General features: G+C 76.2%; 22 protein-coding genes and 2 pseudogenes. 6 read left to right on the top strand and 18 right to left on the bottom strand.

Annotated elements, in window-relative coordinates; all coding sequences use genetic code 11:
- A pseudogene (locus tag ABD994_RS22555) lies at positions 1-409 on the bottom strand (hypothetical protein); the annotation flags it as partial.
- 549 nt (positions 410-958) lie between these two features.
- Between ABD994_RS22555 and ABD994_RS22550 the strand changes: the two are divergent.
- Positions 959-1,783 (top strand): hypothetical protein, encoded by an 825-nt coding sequence (locus ABD994_RS22550; protein WP_345420459.1) that lies wholly within the window; start codon positions 959-961, stop codon positions 1,781-1,783.
- Between the two features lie 792 nt (positions 1,784-2,575).
- Positions 2,576-3,682 (top strand): FAD-binding oxidoreductase, encoded by a 1,107-nt coding sequence (locus tag ABD994_RS22545; RefSeq protein ID WP_425550104.1) that lies wholly within the window; start codon positions 2,576-2,578, stop codon positions 3,680-3,682.
- A gap of 114 nt (positions 3,683-3,796) precedes the next feature.
- Here the strand turns inward: ABD994_RS22545 and ABD994_RS22540 are convergent, their stop codons facing one another.
- Together ABD994_RS22540 and ABD994_RS22535 are read right to left on the bottom strand one after the other, a co-directional pair.
- Positions 3,797-4,321, bottom strand: coding sequence for an OsmC family protein (locus ABD994_RS22540; protein ID WP_345420453.1), 525 nt, complete (start codon positions 4,319-4,321; stop codon positions 3,797-3,799).
- Positions 4,322-4,353: 32 nt separating this feature from the next.
- Positions 4,354-5,736, bottom strand: coding sequence for an MFS transporter (locus ABD994_RS22535; protein WP_345420448.1), 1,383 nt, complete (start codon positions 5,734-5,736; stop codon positions 4,354-4,356).
- Between the two features lie 65 nt (positions 5,737-5,801).
- Between ABD994_RS22535 and ABD994_RS22530 the strand changes: the two genes are divergently transcribed.
- A complete protein-coding gene (locus ABD994_RS22530) occupies positions 5,802-6,338 on the top strand; it encodes a winged helix-turn-helix transcriptional regulator (RefSeq protein WP_345420445.1) in 537 nt (178 codons plus the stop codon).
- Between the two features lies 1 nt (position 6,339).
- Here ABD994_RS22530 and ABD994_RS22525 read toward each other — a convergent pair whose 3' ends face one another.
- Complete coding sequence (locus ABD994_RS22525; protein ID WP_345420442.1) at positions 6,340-6,792, bottom strand: carboxymuconolactone decarboxylase family protein; 453 nt, start codon at positions 6,790-6,792, stop codon at positions 6,340-6,342.
- Between the two features lie 78 nt (positions 6,793-6,870).
- On the opposite strand from ABD994_RS22525, the gene ABD994_RS22520 reads away from it, so the two are divergent.
- Entirely contained in the window at positions 6,871-7,755 is an 885-nt protein-coding gene (locus ABD994_RS22520) for a sigma-70 family RNA polymerase sigma factor (RefSeq protein ID WP_345420439.1), read from the top strand.
- A gap of 100 nt (positions 7,756-7,855) precedes the next feature.
- Here ABD994_RS22520 and ABD994_RS22515 read toward each other — a convergent pair whose 3' ends face one another.
- From ABD994_RS22515 to ABD994_RS22485, 7 genes are all read right to left on the bottom strand, one after another.
- Positions 7,856-8,533 carry a MadR family response regulator transcription factor gene (locus tag ABD994_RS22515; RefSeq protein WP_345420436.1) on the bottom strand — a complete coding sequence of 226 codons (678 nt, stop codon included), beginning with the start codon at positions 8,531-8,533 and terminating at the stop codon, positions 7,856-7,858.
- Entirely contained in the window at positions 8,530-9,921 is a 1,392-nt protein-coding gene (locus ABD994_RS22510; protein ID WP_345420433.1) for a MadS family sensor histidine kinase, read from the bottom strand. Before ABD994_RS22510 ends, ABD994_RS22515 begins: the two co-directional genes overlap by 4 nt.
- Positions 9,922-9,926: 5 nt before the next feature.
- Entirely contained in the window at positions 9,927-11,237 is a 1,311-nt protein-coding gene (locus tag ABD994_RS22505; RefSeq protein WP_425550103.1) for an iron-containing alcohol dehydrogenase, read from the bottom strand.
- Between the two features lie 120 nt (positions 11,238-11,357).
- A complete protein-coding gene (locus tag ABD994_RS22500) occupies positions 11,358-12,065 on the bottom strand; it encodes a PIG-L deacetylase family protein (RefSeq protein WP_345420430.1) in 708 nt (235 codons plus the stop codon).
- On the bottom strand, positions 12,062-12,391 hold the full coding sequence (locus tag ABD994_RS22495; RefSeq protein WP_345420427.1) for an AzlD domain-containing protein: 330 nt from the start codon (positions 12,389-12,391) through the stop codon (positions 12,062-12,064). Before ABD994_RS22495 ends, ABD994_RS22500 begins: the two co-directional genes overlap by 4 nt.
- Positions 12,388-13,083 carry an AzlC family ABC transporter permease gene (locus ABD994_RS22490; protein WP_345420424.1) on the bottom strand — a complete coding sequence of 232 codons (696 nt, stop codon included), beginning with the start codon at positions 13,081-13,083 and terminating at the stop codon, positions 12,388-12,390. Before ABD994_RS22490 ends, ABD994_RS22495 begins: the two co-directional genes overlap by 4 nt.
- Before the next feature lie 82 nt (positions 13,084-13,165).
- Positions 13,166-15,808, bottom strand: a complete 2,643-nt coding sequence (locus ABD994_RS22485; RefSeq protein ID WP_345420421.1) for an AAA family ATPase — start codon at positions 15,806-15,808, stop codon at positions 13,166-13,168.
- 155 nt (positions 15,809-15,963) lie between these two features.
- Between ABD994_RS22485 and ABD994_RS22480 the strand changes: the two genes are divergently transcribed.
- A complete protein-coding gene (locus ABD994_RS22480) occupies positions 15,964-16,800 on the top strand; it encodes a class I SAM-dependent methyltransferase (protein WP_345420418.1) in 837 nt (278 codons plus the stop codon).
- A gap of 4 nt (positions 16,801-16,804) precedes the next feature.
- On the opposite strand, the gene ABD994_RS22475 is transcribed toward ABD994_RS22480, so the two are convergent.
- The 3 genes from ABD994_RS22475 to ABD994_RS22465 are packed head-to-tail and all read right to left on the bottom strand — an operon-like array spanning position 16,805 to position 20,136.
- Positions 16,805-17,977, bottom strand: a complete 1,173-nt coding sequence (locus tag ABD994_RS22475) for an XdhC family protein (RefSeq protein ID WP_345420415.1) — start codon at positions 17,975-17,977, stop codon at positions 16,805-16,807.
- Entirely contained in the window at positions 17,970-19,211 is a 1,242-nt protein-coding gene (locus tag ABD994_RS22470; RefSeq protein ID WP_345420413.1) for a vWA domain-containing protein, read from the bottom strand. The genes ABD994_RS22475 and ABD994_RS22470 overlap by 8 nt, the downstream gene beginning before the upstream one ends.
- Before the next feature lie 28 nt (positions 19,212-19,239).
- The gene (locus ABD994_RS22465) at positions 19,240-20,136 is read right to left on the bottom strand and encodes an AAA family ATPase (RefSeq protein ID WP_345420410.1); all 897 of its coding nucleotides are present in this window, start codon (positions 20,134-20,136) and stop codon (positions 19,240-19,242) included.
- A gap of 524 nt (positions 20,137-20,660) precedes the next feature.
- On the opposite strand from ABD994_RS22465, the gene ABD994_RS22460 reads away from it, so the two are divergent.
- Positions 20,661-21,281: a LysM peptidoglycan-binding domain-containing protein gene (locus ABD994_RS22460; protein WP_345420407.1), complete on the top strand. Its 621-nt coding sequence runs from the start codon at positions 20,661-20,663 to the stop codon at positions 21,279-21,281.
- Positions 21,282-21,327: 46 nt separating this feature from the next.
- On the opposite strand, the pseudogene ABD994_RS22455 reads toward ABD994_RS22460, so the two are convergent.
- The 4 genes and pseudogenes from ABD994_RS22455 to ABD994_RS22440 all read right to left on the bottom strand — a co-directional run bounded on the left by ABD994_RS22455 (position 21,328) and on the right by ABD994_RS22440 (position 24,714).
- Positions 21,328-22,208 (bottom strand): annotated as a pseudogene (locus ABD994_RS22455) (molybdenum cofactor biosynthesis protein MoaE).
- Positions 22,209-22,230: 22 nt separating this feature from the next.
- Positions 22,231-22,719, bottom strand: a complete 489-nt coding sequence (gene moaC / locus ABD994_RS22450) for a cyclic pyranopterin monophosphate synthase MoaC (RefSeq protein ID WP_345420404.1) — start codon at positions 22,717-22,719, stop codon at positions 22,231-22,233.
- Positions 22,712-24,175 carry an NAD-dependent malic enzyme gene (locus ABD994_RS22445; protein WP_345420401.1) on the bottom strand — a complete coding sequence of 488 codons (1,464 nt, stop codon included), beginning with the start codon at positions 24,173-24,175 and terminating at the stop codon, positions 22,712-22,714. Before ABD994_RS22445 ends, moaC begins: the two co-directional genes overlap by 8 nt.
- Entirely contained in the window at positions 24,172-24,714 is a 543-nt protein-coding gene (locus tag ABD994_RS22440; RefSeq protein WP_425550102.1) for a nucleotidyltransferase family protein, read from the bottom strand. Before ABD994_RS22440 ends, ABD994_RS22445 begins: the two co-directional genes overlap by 4 nt.
- Between the last annotated feature and the right edge of the window lie 37 nt (positions 24,715-24,751).

Below are 24,751 nucleotides of genomic sequence, written 5' to 3'. Positions count from 1 at the left end.
ACCGCAGGAACTCCTCCGCCTCCGCCGGATCCACCGTCGGGATCGGGGCCGGGAGGTCCTCGACGGTCGAGTGCCCGTCGGCGGTGCGGGTGAGCGGCCCGGTGGAGGGGCCGGGGTCGGGCTCGCCGGCGGGGGCCGGGATGGCGGGCGTGGTCGCGGTGGTGTTCCCGGGGGTGACGGCTCCGCCCCGCGCCGGGGTCGCGACGTCGGTGCCGGCGTCCCCGTCCGCGGCCGCGCCGGCCTCGGCGGCCTCGGTGTCGGGCCCCGCGGCGGTCCCGGCCGCCGGTCCGGCCGTCCCGGAGGCCGACGGGACACGCGGGCGGTGCTCCCGCGGGTAGGGCGTGGGGACCGGCCCACCGCCGGTGCCGACCCCGCCGTCGACCAGGTCGACCGCCACGCCGCGCGCCATGAAACCTCCGTGTCCCGGGGCCGTCCCGTGCGGCCGTCGGTCGTCTGCACTGCTCCACCGCGTGGAGCGCGTCTCGCCCGTCCGGTGCGTCCCAGGAATCATCCGTACCGCGACGGACGGGCGGTCGCACGGGCACCGCGCTCGCCGTGACCGCGTGTGCGGCGACCGGGGCGGCGGTCCGGTTCGGTGCCCCGCGTCGGATCCGGGACGCGCTCGTCGCGGCGACACCGCCGCCCGCCGAGACACCGGACGCTCCGGGCCCGGATCACCACGATCGTGTGGCACTCGCGCCCGACCCGCACCCACCGTGGCCGGCGCGTCGCCGCGACCCTGTCGGCCACCGGTGACGACTCCACGTGCGAGCACCCTAGAGGGTCCGGCGGTCACGCCCCGCACACACCGGGGTCGCCGGGACCGACCGCGCGCACCGGGTCCCCCGCCACCCCCACGGCCCGTCTGGCACCCTGCCCCGATCAACAACGTGTGATGGCCTCGTGCACAGCGCGTCACGTCGTCGGGGACGGCGCGGGCGGGGCCGGGAGGTGCACCGTGACGCGAGCCCCGGGGCCCGCGGCCCGCGAGCCGGGCGAGGACGGGGGGACGCGCGCGTCCACGTCCGGCCCGGACGCCTCCCCGGACGCGCCCACCGTCGCCTTCCGCCCGTCCGCGCCGCCGCCGTCACGGCCGGCGCCCGCGGTCCCCGAGGTCCCGGCCCTCGCCGACATCGCCGCTCCGGGGCGGCCGGCCGTGGAGGCCGTCGTCACCCCGGAGGAACCGCCGGCGCCGGGGCGGCGGCGCCGCCCCTCACGGCACATGCGTGCCCGCGCCGACGAGATGGCCCGCCTGCTCGCCCGCGCCGCCCCGTCCGGCCGGACCGCCCGCCGGGGGCTGCACTCGCTGCCGGCGGCCGCCGCCGTGCTCACCGCGGTCGCCGTCGGGGGCGTCGGCATCGCCCTGGGCCTCGACGCCCAGCGCGCCGGCCAGCAGCTCGCCCTGCCCCAGGCGCCGACGATCCCCGACGGCGGGACGCCGGTGCCCGAGCCCGGCGGCTCCACGACCGTCACGAGGGTCGACGCCGGCATCGTCGGCGCGCTGGTCCCCCGCCCGCCGGCGGACGCGGGCGCGCCGGCACCCCGGCCCTCGTCGGCCGCCGCGACCGCCCCGCGCACGGCGCCCGCGGTGCCGCGCGCCACCACCCCGACCACACGCCCGCGGCCGACGCCGACCACGGCCCGGTCGACGACCCCGCGACCGACGACGTCCACGCCGCGCTCGACCACCTCCCCGCGCCCGACGCCGCGCGCCGAGGGCCCGGCCGCCGGTCGGGACCTCGGTGACCTGGACCGGGACGACGAGGAGACCGCCGCCGGGTGAGGCCCGCCCGCCGATCGCGGGCGGCGTCCCGGGGTTCGGCGGCACCCCTCGCACGGGGAGCGGTCGCCCCCCGCCGACGGGTGACGCCTCCGTTCGGCCGCGTCACCCGATCCGGTCGCCGATCCGCCCCGCTCACCGGGCGTCGCCGTACGCTGACCGCACGAACACACGACCGAGCGGCACGGGGTGCGACACGGAGTAGCGTCGGGCCGGCGGAACCAACCGCTAGGGTGGCGCGGCGCCGGGGGAGCCCAGTCATCCGGGACGAGGAGTCGACCAGACGTGACCGCAGCGAGGGACGGACGTTCCCTGGCCGGGGGACCACTCGGCCGGGACCGCGCCGCGGGTGCCGACGAGCGCACCGGCGAGGCCCGCTTCGGTGGGCGGCCCGAGCCCGACGGCTACGAGACCTCCTCCGGACAGCTCGGCGGTGGTCGCCACGGCGGCCCCGCGGAGGACGACAGCTCGGTCTTCGACATCGCGGACGACCGGCCGCTGTCCGTACCCGGACCCGGGCGTCCGGCCCACCACCCCGAGGGGAGCTCGATGACCTACCCGTCCGGCCCGTACGGCTCGCCGGGCGGTGCGCGCTCCCCGTACCCGGGCTCGGCCCCCGCGGCGGCACCGCCCGGACCCGTGACCCGTCACTCGTCGGGGCCGTTCCACGTGCCCACCGCGCCGCCCCCGCCGCCGCCCCCGGTCAACGCCCCGACGACGTCGATGTCGGCGTGGGCGCCCGACACCGGGATGCCGGCCCCCCGCGACGCGAGCGCCTCGAACGACGTCAACGACATGGTGTCGCTGATCCGCTCGAGCTTCGCCGCGGTCTCCCACCGGTCGGACGAGCTGACGCAGCTGTTCTACGGCTGGCTGTTCCGCATCGCACCCGAGACGCGCGACCTGTTCCCGGTGACGATGGAGCTGCAGCGCACGCGGCTGCTCCGCGCGCTGGTGCACGTCGTGCAGATGGTCGACCGGCCCGACGAACTCACGACGTTCCTGCGGCAGCTCGGGCGCGACCACCGCAAGTTCGGCGTGGTCAGCGAGCACTACGACAAGGTCGGCGAGGCCCTCGTCGGCGCGCTGCGCGAGACCGCCGGCACCGCGGTGTGGACCCGTGACATCGAGGACGCCTGGGTCGGCGCCTACGGCATCGTGTCGCAGGCCATGCAGGAGGCCGCCGACGCCGAGCGCGGCCCCGCGGTGTGGATGGCGCGGGTGATGGAGCACCGCCGCATCTCGCAGGACCTCGCGGTGGTCCGGGTGCAGACCAGCCAGCCGGTGCCCTACCTTGCCGGCCAGTACGTCAGCGTCGAGACCCCGCAACGGCCGCGCATGTGGCGCTCGATGTCGCCGGCGAACGCCCCCGGCCCGGACTGCGTGCTGGAGTTCCACGTCCGCACGGTGCCCGGCGGCTGGGTCAGCCGGGCGATCGTGTCCCACGCGCGCGTCGGCGACGTGTGGCGCATCGGCCCGCCCATGGGCCAGATGACGCTCGACCCGCGCGGGCGCTCGGACCTGCTCATGGTCGCCGGTGGCACCGGGCTCGCCCCGGCCCGCGCGCTCATCGAGCAGCTCGTCGTGGAGGGCACCGACCGCAAGGTCGCGCTGTTCGTCGGCGCCCGCACCTGGCCCGACCTCTACGACATCGACTCGCTGCGCCGCTCCGCCCAGGAGAACCCCTGGCTCACCGTCGTCCCCGTGGTGGAGGACGACGGCCGGCCCTACGGCGCGGAGACCGGGACGCTGGGCGAGGTCGTCGCCCGCTACGGCGCCTGGGCCGACCGCGAGATCACCGTCAGCGGCTCGCCGCCGATGGTCCGCGCGACGGTCAGCGCCCTGCTCGACGCGGGCACGCCGTTCCTCAACATCCACTACGACCCGTACCACACGGACTGACGCCGCCCGGACGATCGCGCTCGGCCGTGTGCGCGCGCCCCTGACGAACGAACGGCGAGTTCGCTGCTACGCAAGCAGCGAACTCGCCGTTCGTTCGTTCCCGGGGCCGGACCCTCAGGCGCTCGCGGCCTCGCGCGGGGCGAGCTCGACCGAGAGCTCCGGCGGCTTGGCGAGGGTCTGGTAGACGACGCAGTACCGCTCGGTGAGCTTGTGCAGCGTCGCGAGGGTGTCGGCGTCGGCGTCGGTGTCGAGGTCGAACCGCAGGCGGATCTCGCGGAACCCGACCGGCGCGTCCTTGGCGACGCCGAGCGTTCCGCGGAAGTCGAGGTCGCCCTCGGCGTGCACGGACCCGCCACGGACGTCGACGCCCATCGACGTCGACACCGCGCGCAGCGTCACGCCCGCGCAGGCGACGAGCGCCTCGAGCAGCATGTCGCCGGAGCACAGCTGCGTGCCGTCGCCGCCGGTGGCGGGGTGCAGGCCGGCCTCGGCGATGGCCTGGGCGGTCTGCACGCGGCAGGCGATGCCCGAGCCGTCGACGTCGCCGTCGGCCTTGAGCGTGACGACCGCCGACTCGGGGTCGTCCTTGTACTGCGACTTCAGCGGACCCTGGGTCTCGGCGAGCTTCGTCTTGTCCATACCCGTGATCCTCCCCCGGACGTGGCGCTGCGTCACCCGGTCGTCACGGGGGTGCGCACCCGTCGGGGCCGGCAGGCCGCGACGGCGGCGGCGCCGATCAGCGAGAACACCACCGCGATCGGCACCGCGTCGTTCCATCCCGCGACGAGGGCGGCCGGGCCGGCGCCGAGCGACGGGCGGGTGGCGACGACCGCGACGATGGTGACGCCGATGGCGGAGCCGACGTAGCGGGCGGTGTTGTTGGCGCCGCCGCCCATCGCTCCCCGTCCCGGCGGCACGCTGGCGACGGCCTCGCGCCCGAGGGCGGCGTTGACGACGCCGGTGGCCGCGCCGGCCAGCACGAGCCCGGGGGCGAGGGTGGCCGGGGAGTCGCCGGGGTCGAGGCCGAGGAGCAGGAGCTGGCCGGCGGCGATGACGACCAGCCCGGCGGCGAGCAGCAGGCGCCCCGACCAGGCCGCCGGGAGGCGGCGCGCCAGGAGGGCCGTGACGACGCTGGTGCCCGACCACGCGAACAGCAGCGTGGCCCCCACCAGCGCGGTGCTGCCGAGCCCGCGCTCGACGACGGTCGAGAGGAACGACGAGGAGGCGATGATGCCGAGGCCGGTGGCGAGCGCGCCGACCGTCGCGGCGACGAAGGCCGGGGTGGCGAAGAGCAACATGTCGAGCATCGGGGCGCTGCGCCGCCGTTCGACGACGACGAAGGCGACGAGCAGGACGACGCCCGCCACGAGCAGCGCCAGGACCCCCGGACGACCGAAACCCGACCGGCCCTCGGTCAGCCCGGCCAGCAGCGCGGCGAGCCCGGCGGCGAGGACGACGACGCCGGGCAGGTCGATCGGCCGCGGCTCGTCGGCCCGCGACTCCGCCACCAGCCGCTGGGTGGCGACGGCGAGGACGGCGGCCGCCGCGGCGGCGACCCAGTAGGCCCCGCTCCACCCCACCGCGCGGTCCATCCCCGACGCCAGGAACGGCCCGACGGCGATGCCGGCGGCGAGGCTGGCGCCCCAGATGCCGCTGGCGGAGCGGGCCTCGGGCGTCCCGGCCGGGAACGCGTGGCCGAGCAGGCCCTGGCTGCACGCGACCAGGGCCGCGGCGCCGATGCCCTGCAGGATCCGGGCCACCACCAGCACGAGCGCGTTCGGCGCGAGCGCCCCGAGCACCGAGGCCAGGGCCAGCACCACGGCGCCGAGCACGAGCACGCGGCGGCGACCGAGGTCGTCGCCCAGGGCGCCCACCGAGAGCAGGGCGACACCGAGCCCGATGCTCATCGAGCTGAGGATCCACGCCTGCGCCTCCGGACCGGCCCCGAGTGCCGCGGCCGTCGACGGCAGCGTCGACAGCGGCGTCGTGAACACGACGAGCGCGAGGAACGTGGCGGCCGCGGCGACGGACAGGGTGGCGCGGGGCGAGGTCACGTGCCGGGACGCTAGCAGTATCGGTTCGTTGATTGAACCATCTGTGAGCGGCTACCGTGGGCGCCGTGCCGCTCGGCCGCGACTACGACCGCCAGGACTGCGCGCTGGCCCGTGCCCTCGAGGTGGTCGGCGAGCGCTGGACCCTGCTGGTGCTGCGCGACTGCTTCTTCGGCGTTCGGCGCTTCGCCGACCTGCGGGCCCACCTCGACATCCCGCGGGCCGTGCTCACCGACCGGCTGGCGACGCTCGTCGAGGCCGGTGTCCTCGAGCGCCGACCCTACGCCGCCGGGCGTGACGAGTACGTCCTCACCGACACCGGGCTCGACCTCTGGCCGGCGCTGTTCACGCTGGCCCGCTGGGGCGACCGCCACCGTGTGGGGCCCGGTGGCGGCCGCCGGCGGTTCCGCCACGCCGACTGCCCGGCCGGCGGCGCGGACCTCGCCACCGGCGGGCTGTGCCCCGCGTGCGGGACGCTGCCGCCGCCGTCCGCGCTCGAGACGCGCCGGCTCGACCCCGACACCGAGGGCGAGCGCGAGGCCCGTGATGACGCGGTGAGCCGCGCCCTGCGCCGCCCCCACCGCCTGCTGACGCCGCTGCCCTGATCTACCAAGCCCCGACCGGCCGGCGGATGGCGACGTTGGCGTGGTTGAACAGGTTGGTCAGCGCGATCTGGGCCACCAGCCCCGCGAGCGCGGTCTCGTCGAAGTGGCGCGCGGCCTCGGCCCAGACCTCGTCGGGCACCGCGTCCGGGCGGTCGGCGATCCGCGTCGCCGCCTCGGCCAGGCCCAGCGCGGCGCGCTCGGCGTCGGAGTAGCACGGGGCCTCGCGCCAGACGGGCAGCATGTCGAGGCGCTCGTCGGACTTGCCGTTCTTGCGCAGCGTCTTCGTCCCCGAGTCGACGCAGAACGCGCAGCCGTTGATCTGGCTCACGCGCAGGTGCACGAGCTCGCGGACGGTGTCGGACACACCCGTCGCGCGGATCGTGCCGATCATCCCGCCGACGGCCTCGCCGAAGCCGGGCAGCGCGCGGGTGAAGTGCTCGAGTCGTCCGGTCACGGTGGTCTCCCTCGCTGTCACATCGACCGGCGCGCGCCGGTCTCCGTGGTGACGCCCCACGACGCGAGGATGTGACCGATGGACCCCGCCGAGCTCGCCGACACCTTCGAGACCCACCGCCCGCACCTGCGCGCGGTGACGTTGCGCCTGCTCGGGAGCCCCGCCGAGGCCGACGACGCCGTGCAGGAGACGTGGCTGCGCCTCGCACGCACCGACGTCGCCGAGGTGGAGAACCTCCGCGCCTGGCTGACGACGGTCGCGAGCCGGGTGGCGCTGTCGATGCTGCGCTCGCGGGGCACGCGCGCCGAGTCCGCGCTCGACGACGCCCCGGACGCCGCCGACCCCGAGCCGGACCCGGAGGCCCGCGCGGCGCAGGCCGACGCCCTCGGCGCCGCGCTCGTCGTCGTCCTCGAGCGGCTCGACCCGGCCGAGCGGCTCGCGTTCGTGCTGCACGACCTGTTCGGCGTCCCGTTCGCCGAGATCGCCACGGTCGTCGAGCGCAGCCCGGCCGCGGCCCGCCAGCTCGCGAGCCGGGCCCGGCGGCGCGTCCAGGGCGGGTCGGACGCCGCGGAGGCCGACCCGGCACGGCGCCGGGAGGTCGTCGACGCCTTCCTCACGGCTGCGCGCGAGGGCGACTTCGCGGGGCTGCTCGCCGTCCTCGACCCCGACGTCGAGCTGCGCGCCGACCGCGTCGCCGTCGCCGCCGCCGAGGCCAACCGCGACCGCGGCGCCCCGGAGATCGCCGAGCGGCTGCAGGGCGCCGAGGCCGTGGCGCGGGTGTTCAGCGGCCGGGCCCGCGAGGCGCAGCCGGCGCTGCTCGACGGCGCCGTCGGCGCGGTGTTCGCCCCGGGCGGGACGGTCTACACGGCGTTCGAGCTCGTCGTCGTCGACGGGCGCATCGTCGCGCTGGAGATGATCGCCGACCCCGACGTGCTCGCCGGCCTGGACGTCGAGCTGCTCTGATACGGCGTGTCGCGCCGGCGAGGATGTGGCGATCCTGGCCCTATCGGCGTGCAGAACTGATCGCCAGCAGAATGCCGCGTTGCTCGCACCGGCAGGTGCGTCAGATGAGGCCCATCTTCGAGGCGGCGTAGACGGCCTCGGCGCGGCGGGTGACGTCGAGCTTGCGCATGAGGTTGCCGACGTGGAACTTCACCGTCGTCTCGGAGATGAACAGCTCCCGGCCGATGGTGCGGTTGCTCATGCCCCGGGCGAGCAGGCGCAGGACGTCGAGCTCGCGGCCGGTCAGCGGGTCGCCGTGGGGCTGCTGGCCGTTCAGCGAGCGCACCACCGCGGCCGCGGAGCGCGAGTCGAACGCCGACTCGCCGCGGGACACCGCGCGGATGGCGCTGGTCAGCTCGGTGGTGTCGACGTCCTTGACGACGTAGCCGCGCGCGCCCGCGTGCACGGCCTCGACCACGAGGCGGTCGTCGAGGAACGTCGTCAGCACGAGCACTCCGACGCCGGGGTGCGCCTGGGTGAGCTGGCGGCACAGCTGCAGGCCCTCGGAGTCCGAGCTCGTGGAGAGCTTGAGGTCGAGCAGCACGATCGTCGGCCGCTGGTGGGCGACGACGGCGAGGGCCTCGGCGGCGCTGGAGGCCTCGCCGACGATCGAGAACTGGGGCTCGCGCTCGAGCACCGAGCGCAGGCCCTGGCGGACGATCGCGTGGTCGTCGACGAGAACGATGCGGACCTCGCCGCGCTTGGCGGTGCTGCGGGCGGGCACGCGGATCTCGGTCATGACCCGTTCCTCGCTTCCTCGGAGATCTCGGCGGGCGCGGGCGACGGGCAGAGGGGTACGCCCACCTCCACCCGGATGCCGCCCTGGGGTGCGCGGCGGATGCGCAGGGTGCCGCCGATCTCGCGCGCCCGCTCGGCCATGTTCACCAGGCCGCGGTGGGAGCCGTCGAGGTCGCCGGCGGCGGCGACGCGCAGCGAGCGGCGGACGTGCTCGGGGTCGCCGGTGCCGTCGTCGGACACCGAGAGCACCAGGCGGTCCTTGCGGTAGGCGAGGCGCACGACGGCCACGGTCGCCTCGGCGTGCACGGCGGCGTTGAACAGCGCCTCGCCGGCCACGCGGAACAGCGAGCGCTCGGCCCCCGACGACAGCGCCACCGGCCGGCCCTCGAGCCGCACCTCGACCCGCAGGTCGGAGGGCATGTGGACGGTGGAGAGCTCCTCGAGCATGGCGGGCAGGCTCTGCGGGCCGCGGTCGCCGGAGTGGTTGAGCGCGTAGATCGCCGACCGCAGTTGCTCGACCGCGCGGCGGGTCAGCGCCTTGGCGGTCTCGAGGCGCTCGCGCTGGCGCTCGTCGCGCATCTCCGAGCGCACGACCTCGATCTGCATGCCGGCCGAGAGCGCGTACTGGGTCACCGAGTCGTGCAGCTCGCGGGCGATGCGGTGGCGCTCGGCGTCGAGCACCTCGCGCTGCCGGGCGACGGTGAGCGCGTCGCGGGTGCGCTGGAGCTGGTCGTTGCGGGCGGCCAGGTCCTCGGCGTGCCGGCTCGCCTCGCCGTAGAGCCGCATCGTGCGCTGGTGCAGCGCCGAGTTCTGCAGCGCCGCCGCGGTCTGGCTCGCGAGCACGCGCAGCACCGAGGCGTCGGTGGCGTCGATGGCCCGCTCGGCGCCGGTCCAGGCGACGATCTCACCGACGACGTCGCCGTCGAGGTGCACCGGGACGTGCAGGTGGTGCGGGTCGTGGGCGGCGTCGGTGGTGCCGGTGGTGCCGTCGTCGTCGGCGGTGTCCACCGCCTCGTGCGTGTGGCCCTCCCCCGAGCGCACCGCGTCGAGGTGCGCGGTGACCCACGGCGGCAGCTCCGGGTCGGCCGCGTCGACCTCGGTGCCCTGCGGCCCCAGCACCAGGTGGCGCGGCGCGGCCTCGGGCAGCGCGCCCTCGGCGAGCGCGAACACCACCCAGTGCGCGGTGAGGTGCTCGGCGGCGGCCTCGGCGACCGAGCGCACGAGCGTGCCCGGTCCCTCGGTGGTGCGCACCAGGGCCCGGGAGATCCGGTCGAGGGCGTGGATCACCCGCCGCAGCCGCTCGGCGGAGGCGAGGTACTCGATGTAGAAGGACGGCTTGCCGGAGCGGATCCCGGTGAGCTGGTCCAGATCGTGGTGGTCGACGGACATCGGGGCTACAGGGCCGCCCGGAACAGCGTCTCGATGTCCGCCGCGTCGGCCCCGCGCGGGTTGGTGGACAGGCACGCGTCGGCCAGCGTCATCGTCGCGAGCAGCGGGACGTCGGCGTCGGTGACGCCGATCTCGCCGAGGCCCTTCGGGACGCCGAGCTCGTCGGCGAGGCGGCGGACCTCGCACGCGGTCCACTCGGCGGCCTCGACCGCGCCCGCGTCGGAGTCCGGGACGATGTCGCCCGGCAGCCCGAGGGCCTGGGCGATCGGCACGAACCGGTGCGGCTCGGCGGCGGCGTTGAAGCGGATGACGTGGGGCAGCAGCACGCCGTTGATGACGCCGTGCGGCAGGTCGAGCAGGCCCCCGACCTGGTGGCTCATCGCGTGCGTGGCCCCGAGGATCGCGTTGGTGAACGCCAGACCGGCCTCGAGGGCGGCCTGCGCCATGCACGTGCGCGGGGCCTCCTCGGCGGGGTGGTCCATCGTGAGCACGAGGTTCTCGCCGACCAGCGCGATCGCCTGCAGCGCGTGGTGGTCGGTGAGGGGGTTGTGGGCGCGCGAGACGTAGGCCTCGATGCCGTGGGTCAGCGCGTCGAGGCCGGTGGCGGCGTTGAGCCAGTCCGGCATCGTGGTGAGCAGGTAGGGGTCGACGATCGACACGTCCGGCACCAGCGCCCGACCCAAGATCGTGATCTTGGTGTTGCGGGCGGTGTCGGTGACGATGCAGAACTGCGAGACGTCCGCGCCCGTGCCCGACGTCGAGGGCACCATCACCATGGGCGGGATGGGCAGGCCCATCCGGTCGACGCCCTCGTAGTCGAGGATCGTGCCGCCGTTGCCGGCGAGCAGCGCCACGCCCTTGGCCGCGTCGATCACCGAGCCGCCGCCGAGCGCGATGATGACGTCGCACCCCTCCTGCAGGTAGCGGACGTGCCCCGCGGCGATCTCGTGGTCCTTCGGGTTGGGCGTGACGCCCTCCCACACGGTGGGCCGCAGCCCCGCCTCGGCGAGGTGGGCGCACAGCTGGTTGGGCCAGCCGGCCGCGCACAGCCCCGGGTCGGTGACGAGGAACGGGCGGCGCGCGCCGAGCCGGACCGCGGCGTGCGCGGCCTCCGACAGCGACCCGGGACCGAAGAGGATCTCGGGGACGTGGAACTTCGCGAGCCGGGGCGTGGCCTGCCGCGACGTCGCCCGCGTCAGCGCCCGGTCGGCCGGGCTCCGCGACGGACCGGTGGCACCGACCGCGGGCTCCTCCGAGGAGCGGCGGTGTGCGATGACCGAGCCGCCCGCGCGGGTGACGCTGTCGACGAGGACCACGCTGCCCCCTCCCCTGCCCCGGAACACGATGTTGTCCACGTTACAGACGAGCACCGGGCGGCGGCAGGGTGACGAACGCGTTCGGTCGCGCCCGATGGACCACACGCCGTGACGACCTGGTCACGCTGCGGCGGCCCGGACGGCCGGCGCGGTGCGCACGAACGCCTCCTCCGCCCACCACCGCCGGAACGCCGCGAACCCGACGGCCTCGACGAGGCGGCGGGTCTGGCTGTCCTGCGCGAGCATCGCCGCCATCTTGCGGTCGAGCCGGTCGCCGGTGAGCACGGTGTGGCGATCGGGCGCGACGTCGTCGGCGGGCTCGTCCATGAAGATGCCCAGCGCGGCGTTGACGTCGGCGAAGCGCCGCGTGAAGCCGGGGACCAGCACCGCGCGCAGCAGTTCCGCGGTCGGCGCGACGGCGTCGCGGGCCCGGGTGGTCCAGCGCCCGACGGCGCGGTGGTCGTCGTGGCCGGTGACGCCGTCGGGCCCGAACGTGACGATCGTGTCGGGCCGCACCTCCTCGATGACGGTCGCGACGGCGCGGGCGGCCATCCGCTCGTCCGCCAGTGCGCAGGCGCCGTCGACGTGGCCGAGCCAGCGGTGCTCGTCGACGCCCAGCACCGCCAGGGCCGCCTCGAGCTCGCGCTCGCGCAACCGGCCGAGCCGCTCGGGCGGCCAGGCGACGGGGTCGTCGGTGCCGCGTTCGCCGCGGGTCGCGGTGACGAGCACGACGCGGTCGCCGCGCTCGTGGGCGTCCAGGACGAGCCCGGAGGACAGGAACGTCTCGTCGTCGGGGTGGGCCCAGACGCCGAGCAGGGTGCGGGTCACGACAGGACCTCCCAGATGATCATGACGGCGACGGCGGCCAGGATCGGCAGCGCCGGGCGGGGCCGTCGCCGGGTCCGCCAGGCGACGAGGGCGGCCACCGCGAGGGCGGCGAGCACCGGGACGGTGCCGGGGTGCAGCAGCGCGGCCGGGCCGCGGCGCCCGGCGACGGCCGCCGCGACGAGCGCCACGAGCGCGGCCGGGGCCAGGTGGCCCAGGGCCCGGCGCGCGGCGGCGGGCAGGCGGTGGGCCGGGACGACGGTGACGAGGACGGTGCGCAGCGCCGAGGTGGCGACGGCGGCGGCGAGCAGGACGACGGTCGTGGTCATCGCGAGCTCCGATCGGCGAGGGTGGCCGCGACGACGCCGGCGGCGATGCCGCACAGCAGGCCGAAGCCGTCGGGCAGGGGCGAGGCGACCACCGCGGTGACGGCGGCGGCCGACGCGCCCGCCCGGGCGGGCCGGGCGTGCAGCAGGGGGACGAGCACGGCCAGGAACATCGCGGGTGCGGCGACGTCGAGCGCCGCCGTCGCCGGGAGCACGGGGGCGAGCGCGGCGCCGGCCGCTGTGAGGCCGACCCACGCCGCCAGCAGCCCGGTGCCCGCGGTGAGCCAGTAGCGCCGGCGGCCGGCCGCGTCGAGGTCGTCGCGGCGGGCCGCCAGGGCGTAGGTGGGGTCGACGACGAACTGGGGACCCAGCCACCGGAACCACGCCGGCTGGCCGCGGAACCACGGTTCCAGGGCGGCGGCGTAGAGGAGGAAGCGCGCGTTGACCAGCACGACGGCGGCGAGGATCGCCAGCGGCGGGGCGCCGCCGGCGAGCATCGTCAGCGCGGTGATCTGGGCGCTGCCGCCGAGCAGCAGCGCGGACGAGAGCACGCCGGCGCCGCCGCCGAGCCCGGCCCGCACGCCGGTGACGCCGATGAGCACGGCGAACGGTGCGAGCCCGAGGGCCACGGGCCCGAGGTCGCGGAGCGCGGCCCGCACCTCGCGGGTGGGGGTGTGACGCAGGGTGGTGTCCATGCGTCGACGATGGCGCCGGGTCCGAGGTCAGGGCATCGGCGACGGCTCCCCACGTTGCGCTGCGTGACCCCCTAGATCGGGGTCAGACCGGGGTGCGCGGCGTCCGGCGCCGGTCGTGCGCGATGCCCAGGCCGCGGGCCGCGGCGGCGGCCTCGCGGCGGGTGGCGACGCCCAGCTTGCCGAGGATCGCCGAAACGTGGTGGTCGGCGGTCTTCTCCGAGATGAACAACCGCGCGGCGATCTCGGCGTTGGTCAGGCCCTCGGCCACCAGGCGCACGACGTCGACCTGCCGCTCGGTGAGCCCGGCGGGGTTGGCCCGGGTCGCGGCGCGGGGCCGGGACGGCACGCCGGTGACGCCGCGCTCGCGCAGGTCGCGGCGCACCTTCGCGGCGACGGCGTCAGCGCCCAGCCGGTCGAGGATCTCCAGCGCGGCGAACACGTCGGCGGGCTCGCCGGCGTCCACCAGCGCCAGCGCCTGCTCGTAGGGCGCGCCGAGCGCGCCCCAGCCCGCGGCGGCCCGGCGGTGGTCGCCCGCGAGGGCGTCGCGGTACGGGCCGTCGGGCGGCGCGACGGGCGGCACCGAGGTCGCGTCCTCCCGGCCGAGCCGCCGCAACCACAGCGCGAGCTCCCCGGCCGACCACGCCGTGCCCGGGCGGGACCCGGCGTCGGCGAGGATCGCCGCGGCGTCGGCGAGGCGCGGGTCGGGGATGCCGGTGAGCCACTGGCGCTCGGCCAGCGCGGAGACGGCGGGCAGCAGCCGCAGCGGGTCGCCGTAGCGCACCGCGAGGTCCCAGCCGCGGTCGACGGCCGCGGCCGCCGCGGCGTCGCCCCGGCGTAAGGCGACGAGCCCGTCCACGAGGTACGGCCAGGTGTGGGTCAGCGGCGCGGCGCTCTCGCGCAGGACCGCGCAGGCGTCCCGCCGGGCCTCGTCCCAGTCGCCGCGTTCGAGGTGCAGGCGGGCCCGGACGCCGCGCTGCCAGCCGTAGCAGAGCGGGAACTCCCAGTGGACCGTCATCGGCAGGCTGTGCTCGAGGGCCTTCGCCGCCGCATCGAGGCGCCGGTGCTCGACGTCGAGGTTGGCGAGGTTGCTCCAGCCCGTCGAGTGCTCGACGCGGAAGTCGTGCCCGGGCACGTCCACGGCGTCCAGGAGCTGCTCGCGGGCGGTGGTGTCCCCGGCCATCATCGCGGCGATCCCGTCGACCACGCGGAGCCGGACCTCGAGGCGCTCGTCGGTGGCCCCGTCCGCCACGATCCGCGCGCGGTCGTGCAGCGCGCGGGCGGTGGCGACGTCGTTGTCCTGGACCGCGAGGAACGCCTGCGTGGCCAGGGCGTGACCGAGCACGGTCGCGGCCCGGCTGCCCGGCGCGGCCCGGTCGGCGAGCAGCTCGACGGCGGTGGCCACGTGGGTGTCGGCGTCGGCGCGGGCGGCGTTGTACCACTCGAAGACGGCCCGGGCCTCGTACGCGGCGGCGGCGCCGTCGAGGTCGCCCTCCGCCCGCCACCACCGGACCGCGCGCCGGCACGCGGCGATCGCGTCGTCCAGCCGGTCGGTGAGGAAGAGCTCGAGGGCGAGCATCTCCTCCAGCCCGGCGCGCGCGGCAGCGGCGTCCGGCGGGGCGTGCTCGAGCGCGAGGGCGAAGAAGCGGGCCGACTCGGTGTGCGCGCCCGCGGCCGTCGCCACGCGCCCGGCCCGCCCCGCGTAGCGGAAGACGCGCCCGTCGTCGCCGGCGCCCAGCGCGTGGTGGACGAGGACGGCCGGGTCGGGGTCGGGAAGGGTCTCGAGGGCGTCGACCATCCGCCGGTGCAGGGCGACCTCGCCGCCCGGCGGGATCGCGCCCGCGACGGCCAGCCGGCAGATGTCGTGGCGGAAGGTCAGCCCGCGACGGTCGCGGGCGAGCAGGCCCGCGCCGTCGAGGGCCCGCAGCGGCGGCAGCCCGACGCCCAGCGCGGGCAGCAGGGTGTCGGGGACCGGCCCGGAGGCGCAGGCGAGGAGGTCGGCGAGGTCGCGGGCGGTGGGGTCGAGGCCGGCGGTACGGGCCAGCACCGCGTCGCGCACCGAGGTGGGGAGCTCGCCGTCCGGCGCCCCGCCGCGGCTGACGATCTCGGTGACGTAGAAGGAGTTGCCCCGGGTGCGCCGGTGCAGGTCGACCGGGTCGATCCCGCGCTCCCCGACGAGCGCCGAGACCGCGTCGACCGAGAGCGGCCCGAGCTCCACCCGCTGGGCCGACGGGACCCGGGCGACGTCCCCGAGCAGGGCGCGCAGCGCGGGTTGCGGGTCCGGCTCGTCGTCGCGGTGGGTGGTGAGCACCAGCGAGCGGCACCCCGCGACCCGGCGCAGCAGGAAGCGCAGCAGGTCGATCGTCGCCTCGTCGGCCCACTGCAGGTCGTCGACGACGAGGACGAGCGAGCGCGCCGCCAGCGTGTCGAGCAGCGCGCGGTGGATCTCGTGGGGCGGGACGCCGGTGGCGAGCAGCCCGGCGACGGGCTCGCCGAGGTCGGCGGCGACGTCGTGCAGCGGGCCGAGCGGGCGCGGCACGCCCAGCGGGTCGCAGACGCCCCAGAGCACCTCCGCGTCGCGCAGGCCGTCGGCGAACGAGCGCGCCAGCGAGGTCTTGCCGATGCCCGACTCGCCCGCGAGGACGACGACCGAGCCCGATCCGGCCCGCGCCTCCTGCCACGCCCGGTCCAGGAGGCGCAGCTCGTCCGACCGTTCGAGCAGCTCCACAGATGGTGACGGTACGTGATCAATCTCTTCGTCGGAACGTCCGAACGGCCCAGAAGGACGTCGAGGAAAGATGGGGAACGGCTCCCCATGTGCGGTTCCGCGCCCGCGCGCGACCCTGGTGACCAGCCAGGACCACCCAGCGTGAGGAGATCGCGATGACCGAGACCGACGTGACCGCCGACCAGGCGGCCGATCGTGCCCTCAAGGCCCGCCACCGCACGATGTGGGGCCTCGGCGACTACCCCGACGTGGCCGCCCGCCTCATCGCCGAGCTCGGCCCAGTCCTCGTCGGCGCCGCCGGCGTGCGCCCGGGCGAGCGGGTGCTCGACGTCGCCGCCGGCACGGGCAACGTCGCCGTGCCCGCCGCGCGCGCCGGGGCGGACGTCACCGCGTCCGACCTCACGCCGGAGCTGTTCGTCGCCGGGCGCGAGGCCGCCGCGGCGCGCGGGGTCACCATCCGCTGGGAGGAGGGCGACGCCGAGGCGCTGCCCTACGCCGACGACACCTTCGACGTCACCCTGTCCTGCGTCGGTGTCATGTTCGCGCCGCACCACCAGCAGGCGGCCGACGAGCTCGTGCGCGTCACCCGTCCCGGCGGGCGGATCGGGCTGATCAGCTGGACGCCGGAGGGCTTCGTCGGCGAGCTGTTCGCGGCCATGAAGCCGTTCGTGCCGCCGCCCCCGCCCGGCGCCATGCCACCGCCGCGGTGGGGCGACGAGGCGCACGTGCGCGCGCTGCTCGGCGACCGGGTCACCGACGTCGTCACCGAGAAGCGGACGGTGACGGTCTCGGCGTTCGACACCCCGGAGGCGTTCCGGGCCTACTGGCGCGAGACCTACGGGCCGACGATCGTCGCCTACCGCACCGTCGCCGACGACCCGGCGCGCACGGCCGAGCTCGACGCGGCGCTCGAGGGGCTCGCCGCCCGGTACGGCGGCACGACCGGCGTCATGAGCTGGGAGTACCTGCTCCTGACCGCTCGGGTCGTCTGAGGTCCTACGAGCCCGCGGCCGCCGACAGCGACGCCGCGGAGATGGCCGGCTCGACGTTGGACTCGGCGTGGATCGGGCCCTCGCGGTCCGACAGCGGCGTGCCGCGCCCGCCCCACTGCTGGGCGATCATCTCCGCGGCGATCGACACGGCGGTCTCCTCGGGTGTGCGGGCGCCGAGGTCGAGCCCGATCGGGCTGGACATGCGGGCCAGCTCGACCTCGGTGACGCCCGCCTCGAGCAGGCGCTCCTGCCGGTCGAGGTGGGTGCGCCGCGAGCCCATCGCGCCGATGTAGCCGATCTGCGGCAGGCGCAGCGCGACCTCGAGCAGCGGCACGTCGAACTTCGGGTCGTGGGTGAGCACGGCCAGCGACGTGCGGGAGTCGATCCGCCCCGCCTCGGCCTCGGCGGCCAGGTAGCGGTGGGGCCACTCGACGACGACCTCGTGCGCCTCGGGGAAGCGGCTCGACGTCGCGAACACCGGGCGCGCGTCGCAGACCGTCACGCGCATGCCGAGGAACGTGCCGATGCGCGCGACGGCGGCGGCGAAGTCGATGGCGCCGAAGACGATGAGCCGGGGCGGCGGCGCGAACGACTCGACGAACACCTGCAGGCCCTCGCCGCGGCGCTCGCCGTCGGTGCCGTAGGAGACGAGCGCGGAGCGACCGGCGGCCAGCAGGCCGCGGACGTCGTCGCGCAGCGCGTCGTCGAGCCGGGCCGAGCCGGTGCTGCCCTCGACCGACTCGGGCCAGACCACCAGCCGGCGCCCGAGGCGGTCGGCGGGACCCGACACGACCGTCGCCACCGCGACCGAGCGGTGCTCGCGCACCGCCTTCGCGATCTCGCCGAGCTGCGGGAACGACTCGCGGTCGACCTGCTCGACGTAGACGTCGAGGATGCCGCCGCAGGTCAGCCCGACGGCGAACGCGTCGTCGTCGGAGACGCCGTAGCGCTGCAGCGTGGCCTCGTCGGTGCCCTCGAGGATCCCCGAGCCGAGCTCGTAGACCGCGCCCTCGACGCAGCCGCCGGACACGCTGCCCACGGCCTGCCCGTCGTCGCCGACGAGCATCGACGCGCCCGGCTGGCGCGGGGCCGACCGGAAGGTCCCCACGACGGTGGCCAGGGCCGTCGGCCGGCCCTCGGCCCACCACGACTCGAGCGTCGGCAGTACGTCACGCATCCCGCAGCACCTCCAGCAGCTCGGCGAGCGTCGTCAGGGAGTGGCCCGCCAACAACCGGTCAACGTGCGGGAGGGCCGCCGCGATTCCCCCCTGCACCGGCGCGTACCCCGCCTTGCCGGCGTGGGGGTTCACCCAGACCACCTTGTGGGCCAGGCGGGCGAGGCGGGCGGCCTGCTCGCCGAGCAGGTCGGCGCCACCGCGCTCCCAGCCGTCGGAGAACACGACGACGACCGCACGGCGGGCGACCCCGCGCTGCCCCCAGCGGTCCAGGAACGCGCGCAGCACCTCGCCCAGCCGGGTGCCGCCCGACCAGTCCGGGATCGCGCGCCCGGCGTCGGCGAGCGCGCGCTCGGGGTCGCGCTGGCGCAGCTCGCGGGTGACGCGCGTCAGGCGCGTGCCGAGCGTGAACGTCTCCACCGCCTGCGGCGTGCGCCGGGTGACGACGTGGGCGAAGCGCAGCAGCGTGTCCGCGTACGGGCTCATCGAGCCCGACACGTCGATGAGCAGCACCACGCGCCGGGGCCGCTGGCGGCGGGCGCGCCGGCGCAGCTCGGCGATCTCGCCACCGTTGGCCAGGGCCGCCCGCAGGGTCCGCCGCGGGTCGGGCTCGCCCTTGCGGGCCGGGCGGCGCCGGCGGGCGCGGCGGCGCGGCGGGGCCGGGCGGAGCAGGGCGAGCAGCTGTTTGAGGTGCTCGCGCTCGCCGATCGAGAGCTCGGCGATGTCGCGGTCGCGGAGGATCTCCTCGCCGGACGCCGCGACGCGCAGCTCCGGGGTCTCCTCCTCGTCGCCGTCGCTGCTCGAGCCCGGCGGTGGCTCGGTCAGCGCGGCCATCGTGGAGATGCGCGGCTTGGGCTGGGCAGGGCGACCCATCCGCTGGTCGCGCGGGTCGGCGGAGAACCACGCGGCGAAGGCGTGGTCGTAGCGCACGACGTCGTCGGGGTCGGCGCACAGCGTCAGCCGGCCCGCCCAGTACGTGGACACCTCGCTGGTGAGGTCGGAGAGCCGCAGCGCCTGCAGGTAGGCCGCCACGCGGTCGGTGGTCACCGGCACGCCCGCGTTGCGGACGAGGCGGGTGAAGGCGACGAAGTCCTGGAGGACGGCGTCGTCGTCGTCGGGAACGGCGGTGGCGGTGCCGCCGCCGAGCGACTCGACGACGCCCCCGGCGAGCACGGCCCCGGCGTGCTGGCGGGGCGCCGGCGCGTCGCTGCTCCCACCCCGATCACCGGTGCTCATTCCCCGTCGCTCCGCTCGCCCTCGATGCTCATGACGCGAGCAGCGAGTCCAGCGCGTCCCGGGCCCGGTCGGCGTCCTCGCGGTACTTCAGCACGGCCCCGAGCGTCGCGGTGGCCGACTCGAGGTCGAGGTGACGGGCCCCGACGAGCTGCAGCGCCTGCGCCCAGTCGATCGACTCGGCGACGCCGGGCGGCTTGAGCAGGTCGAGCCGCCGCAGCCCCTGCACGGCCTGGGCGACCTGCTCGGCGAGCTCCGCGGGCAGGTCGGGCAGGCGCCGGCGCAGGATCGCGGTCTCGCGCGCGAGGTCCGGGTGCTCGAGCCAGAGGTAGAGGCAGCGGCGCTTGAGGGCGTCGTGCACCTCGCGGGTGCGGTTCGAGGTGAGGACGACCAGCGGGGGCGTGGCGGCCCGCACCACGCCGATCTCCGGGATCGTCACGGAGTTCTCGGCGAGGACCTCGAGCAGGAAGGCCTCGAACTCGTCGTCGGCGCGGTCGACCTCGTCGACCAGCAGCACGCACGGCGCGTCCTGCAGCGCCTGCAGGACGGGCCGCGCGAGCAGGAAGCGCCGGTCGTAGAGGGAGGCCTCGACGGCGTCGACGTCGAGGTCGGTGTGCGAGGCGCTCGCCGAGGCCTCGAGGGCGCGCAGGTGCAGCAGCTGGCGGGGGAAGTCCCAGTCGTAGAGCGCCTGCGAGGCGTCGATGCCCTCGTGGCACTGCAGCCGCACGAGGGGGAGCGACAGCGCCTCGGACAGCGCCTGCGCCAGCGCCGTCTTGCCCGTTCCGGGCTCGCCCTCGCAGAACAGCGGGCGGCCCATGCGCAGCGCCAGGAACGCCGCCGACGCGAGGCCCGCGTCGGCGAGGTAACCGGTGCCGTCGAGGGCGCTCGCCAGGTCGTCCGGGCTGGAAGGTGCGGTGCTCGCGGTCACCCGTCCAGCATCCCGCAGCCCGGTACCGGCAGCCACCGGACGGTCGGGCAGGGTGGCTCCCCACCTGGGCGTTCTCAGATCCGCTGCTCTGAACGGTCGTGCGCAACGCGTGAGGCCCCGCACAGGCGGGGACGGCGACACACCGGCGCAACACGCTGTTCACGGTGATCGTCTTGGGCGTGGAGCTGCGGGAGTTCCGCCCTGACGGTCACGAAACCGTGTCGTACCGGTGACGGTGGTCGCACGACGGCCGGGTTGAAAGACGAACTGTGCTCCGTACCGTCCGACAGCGGCCCTCCCGAGCACCCGACCGGTGCGGAGGGCCGGACACCCCGGGAGCGCCGCGCCGACGCTCGTCCAGCGTTCCCGGGTGACCTGCCCCGAAACGAAAGTGGCGGACCGGACGAGCGCGAGGACGTGAGACCCGGGTGCCCCCGAAGCACCACGGGCGGTGAGGCCGCGTGGAACCGGCCGTCGACCCGCTCGCGAGGTCCCGCCCGCGAGGCGCGGTACGGAGAGAGGTCATGGCTCGGAACACCGATGTGTCGCTGTCGCGCGCCCTGGGACGGCGGGCCGCCCAGGTCGTGCTGCTCGGCGCGATGGCGGCGACCCCGCTGGCGCTGACGACGGGCCTCGCGTCCGCGGACACCAACTGGGACGAGCTCGCCCAGTGCGAGAGCAGCGGCAACTGGAACACCAACACCGGCAACGGCTTCGGCGGCGGGCTGCAGTTCACCGACTCCACGTGGCACGCCTTCGGCGGCTCGGGCCAGCCCGAGGACGCCAGCCGCGAGGAGCAGATCCAGGTCGCGGAGCGCGTCAAGGCCGAGCAGGGCATGAGCGCCTGGCCGAGCTGCTCGCAGCAGACGGGCAACACCGACGACTCCCCGAACACGGGGTCCGACTCGGGTTCGTCGTCGTCGTCGTCCTCGTCGTCGTCCTCGAGTTCCGCGAGCGGCACCGAGAGCGTCACGAGCACCCCGGCGCAGCAGGCCCCGGCCGGCGGCGCCTACACCGTCGCCAGCGGCGACACGCTGAGCGGCATCGCGTCCGCCCACGGCACCACCGCGGGCGCCCTGGCCTCGGCCAACGGGATCGCGAACCCCGACGCGATCTCCGTGGGGCAGCAGCTGAAGCTCGGCTGACCCGTGTGAGCGGACTCCGGGGCCACAGCCCCGGGGTCCGCTCACCTCAGGGGCAGTTGACCCATTCCTCGGTGCCGTCGGTGAACTCCTGGCGCTTCCACACCGGCAGCTCGCGCTTCACGGCGTCGACGAGCTCGCTGCAGGCGTCGAACGCCTCGCGGCGGTGCTCGCCGGCCACGGCGCAGGCCAGGGCGACGTCGCCGATGCCCAGCGGGCCGACGCGGTGGGTCACGGCGATCGCGCGGACGCCGGCGAACTGCCCCGCGACCTCGGCGGCGACCTTCTCCACCACCGTCGCGGCCGTCGGGTGGCCCTCGTAGTCCAGCGCGGTCACCCCGCGGCCGTGGTCGTGGTCGCGCACGACGCCGGCGAACGTCACCACCGCACCGGCGGCCGGGTCGTCCACCAGGGCGGCGTGCTCGGCGACGTCCAGCGGCTCCTCGGTCACGGTGGCGCGCAGCACCCGTGCGGTCATGCGTGGTCCCCTCCCAGGATCTGGTCCACGGCGTGGGCCAGGACCGGCTCGAGCACGGCCAGGCCGTCGCGGACGCCGCCCGGCGAGCCGGGCAGGTTCACCACCAGGGTGCGCCGGGCGACGCCCGCCACGCCACGTGAGAGCACCGACGTCGGGACCTTGTCCGCGCCCGCGCGCCGCACGGCGTCGGCGAGGCCGGGCACCTCGTAGTCGATGACCGAGCGCGTCGCCTCGGGCGTCGCGTCGGTGGGCGCGATGCCCGTGCCGCCGGTGGTCACCACGACGTGCGCGCCGTCGGCGACGGCCTCGCGCAGCGCCGCGGCCACCGGCTCGCCGTCGGGCACGACCACCGGATCCGGCGTCGTGAAGCCCAGCCCGCGCAGCCACTCGACGATGATCGGGCCGCCCCGGTCGGTGTAGACGCCCGACGAGGCGCGGTTGGAGGCCGTCACGACCCGCGCGCGACGGGTGGGATCAGCGGCCGTCGGGTCGGGTCCAGACACCGGAGCGGCCTCCTTCCTTGCGCTCGAGGCGCACGGCGTCCAGCGTCGCCGCCGGGTCGAGCGCCTTGATCATGTCGTGCAGCGTCAGCCCGGCCACCGCCACGGCGGTCAGGGCCTCCATCTCCACCCCGGTGCGGTCGGCGCTGCGCGCCGTGGCCGTGATGGCGACGTGGTCGTCGCCCACCTCGAGGTCCACCGTCACGCCGGCCAGCGGGATCGGGTGGCACAGCGGCACGAGGTCGGGCGTGCGCTTCGCCCCCATGATGCCCGCGACCCGCGCGACGCCCAGCGCGTCGCCCTTGGGGACGGTGTCGTCGCGCAGCGCCGCGGTGACCTCGGACGTCGTGCGTACGACACCGGTCGCCGTCGCCGTGCGGCGCGTGACCTCCTTGTCGCCGACGTCGACCATCCGCGCGGCGCCGGTGGCGTCGACGTGGGTCAGACCGGACTGCTCACTCATCCGCGCCCTCCGCCGCCTTCGCCGTCTCCGCCCCCAGGGCCAGGGCGTCGCCGACGGAGACGCCGCGCTCGTCGCCGGGGTGCTGCTCGGCCACCTTGCGCACCGCGCCCGCGACGGCCGTGGCGACGGTCGCGTCGAACACGCTGGGCACGATGAACAGCGGGTTGGGCTCGGCGACGACGTCGGCGATCGCCGCCGCGGCGGCGAGCAGCATGTCGTCGGAGATGCCGCGGGCGTGCGCGTCGAGCAGCCCCCGGAAGATGCCGGGGAAGGCGAGCACGTTGTTGATCTGGTTCGGGTAGTCGGACCGCCCGGTGGCCACGACCGCGGCGTGGCGCTGGGCGACCGCCGGGTCGATCTCCGGGTCCGGGTTGGCCAGCGCGAACACGACGGCCTTCTCGGCCATGCCGGCGACGTCGTCCTCGGTGAGGAGGTCGGGCGCCGAGACGCCGATGAAGACGTCGACGCCGGGCATCGCGTCGTGCAGGTCGCCGGTGCGGTTCTCGTGGTTGGTCTGCTCGGCCACCCAGTGCAGGCTCGGGTGCAGGCCCGGCCGGTCGGGGTGGATGATCCCGTCGACGTCGACCGCGAGCAGGTCCGCGGGGGCGAGCGGCAGCAGCAGGCGGATGATCGCCGAGCCCGCCGCGCCCACGCCGCACACGACGATCCGGCAGTCGTTCATCTCCTTGCCGACCACCCGCAGCGCGTTGCGCAGCGCGCCGAGCACGACGACGGCGGTGCCGTGCTGGTCGTCGTGGAAGACGGGGATGTCGAGCAGCTCGCGCAGCCGCTCCTCGATCTCGAAGCAGCGCGGCGCGGCGATGTCCTCGAGGTTGATCCCGCCGTACACCGGGGCCAGCGCCCGCACGATCGAGATGATCTCCTCGGTGTCCTGGGTGTCGAGGCACACCGGCCAGGCGTCGACGCCGGCGAAGCGCTTGAACAGCGCCGCCTTGCCCTCCATCACCGGCATCGCGGCGGCCGCGCCGAGGTTGCCCAGCCCGAGCACCGCCGAGCCGTCGGTGACGACCGCGACCGTGTTGCGCTTGATCGTCAGGCTGCGGGCGTCCTCGGGGCGGCGCGCGATCGCCTGGCAGACGCGGGCGACGCCGGGCGTGTACGCGCGGGAGAGGTCCTCGCGGGTCCGCAGGCCGACCTTCGCGTTGACCTCGATCTTCCCGCCGAGGTGCACGAGGAACGTGCGGTCGGAGACGTTGCGCACCCGGACGCCGTCGAGGGCGTCGAGCGCGTCGGTGATCTCGTGGGTGTGGTCCTCGGAGAGGGCGTTGCAGCTGATGTCGACGATGATCGAGTCGGTCCGCGACTCGACGACGTCGAACGCCGTCATCACCCCACCGACGCGGCCGACGGCCACCGCGAGGTCGCCCGCGGCGGTCGCGCTCGCCGGCGCCTCCACGCGGGCCGTGATGGCGTAACCCGGTCCGGGAACGGTCACCGTGCTGTCTCCCTCCAACGCTGCAGGTCCGCGGGGGTGTCGAGGTCGTCGTCCACCGCGACGTCACCGATCTCCACGGCCACCACGTCGTCCCGGCCGCGCAGGAAGCCCCGCGCCCCCGCGTCGCCCGTGGCCGCCGCACGCACAGCCTTCCAGTGGTCGCGCCCCACCAGCACGGGGTGCCCGGTGCGGCCGCCCACCGCGCCGCGGGCCAGGGCGTCCGGACGGGCACGCTCGGCCACGCGGGCGAGCGCCTCCGGGCCGATGCCCGGGGTGTCGACGAGCGCGACCAGCACGGCGACGGCGTCGCTCCCCGCCAGCGCGTCGAGACCGGCCCGCAGCGACGCCGCCTGGCCCTCGGTGTCCCACCCCGGGGCGGGCACCCAGGAGGTGCCGGGCTCGAGCAGGTCGGCGGTGCCGGGAAGACCCGCGCCCAGCACCACGACGACGGGGTCGAGACCCGCCCCGCGCAGCGCCCGGACGCCCCGGCGCACCAGCGGCTCGCCGTCGAGCTCCACGGCGGCCTTGGGCCCGCCCATGCGCCGCCCGCCGCCGGCGGCGAGCAGAAGGCCGGCG

Origin of the sequence: Actinomycetospora chlora (assembly GCF_039542135.1) — a bacterium.
In the GTDB taxonomy this organism is placed as follows: domain Bacteria; phylum Actinomycetota; class Actinomycetes; order Mycobacteriales; family Pseudonocardiaceae; genus Actinomycetospora; species Actinomycetospora chlora.
This window is presented reverse-complemented; position numbering and strand designations above follow the sequence as displayed.

What these genes read in the sequence shown, in the direction of transcription:
- ABD994_RS22545 (WP_425550104.1), top strand. Translation starts at nt 2,576, where the DNA reads ATGGTGTCGCTGATCCGCTCGAGCTTCGCCGCGGTCTCCCACCGGTCG.
- ABD994_RS22540 (WP_345420453.1), bottom strand. Translation starts at nt 4,321, where the DNA reads ATGGACAAGACGAAGCTCGCCGAGACCCAGGGTCCGCTGAAGTCGCAG.
- ABD994_RS22520 (WP_345420439.1), top strand. Translation starts at nt 6,871, where the DNA reads ATGGACCCCGCCGAGCTCGCCGACACCTTCGAGACCCACCGCCCGCAC.
- ABD994_RS22515 (WP_345420436.1), bottom strand. Translation starts at nt 8,533, where the DNA reads ATGACCGAGATCCGCGTGCCCGCCCGCAGCACCGCCAAGCGCGGCGAG.
- ABD994_RS22510 (WP_345420433.1), bottom strand. Translation starts at nt 9,921, where the DNA reads ATGTCCGTCGACCACCACGATCTGGACCAGCTCACCGGGATCCGCTCC.
- ABD994_RS22495 (WP_345420427.1), bottom strand. Translation starts at nt 12,391, where the DNA reads ATGACCACGACCGTCGTCCTGCTCGCCGCCGCCGTCGCCACCTCGGCG.
- ABD994_RS22490 (WP_345420424.1), bottom strand. Translation starts at nt 13,083, where the DNA reads ATGGACACCACCCTGCGTCACACCCCCACCCGCGAGGTGCGGGCCGCG.
- ABD994_RS22480 (WP_345420418.1), top strand. Translation starts at nt 15,964, where the DNA reads ATGACCGAGACCGACGTGACCGCCGACCAGGCGGCCGATCGTGCCCTC.
- ABD994_RS22475 (WP_345420415.1), bottom strand. Translation starts at nt 17,977, where the DNA reads ATGCGTGACGTACTGCCGACGCTCGAGTCGTGGTGGGCCGAGGGCCGG.
- ABD994_RS22470 (WP_345420413.1), bottom strand. Translation starts at nt 19,211, where the DNA reads ATGAGCACCGGTGATCGGGGTGGGAGCAGCGACGCGCCGGCGCCCCGC.
- ABD994_RS22460 (WP_345420407.1), top strand. Translation starts at nt 20,661, where the DNA reads ATGGCTCGGAACACCGATGTGTCGCTGTCGCGCGCCCTGGGACGGCGG.
- moaC (WP_345420404.1), bottom strand. Translation starts at nt 22,719, where the DNA reads ATGAGTGAGCAGTCCGGTCTGACCCACGTCGACGCCACCGGCGCCGCG.
- ABD994_RS22440 (WP_425550102.1), bottom strand. Translation starts at nt 24,714, where the DNA reads ATGGGCGGGCCCAAGGCCGCCGTGGAGCTCGACGGCGAGCCGCTGGTG.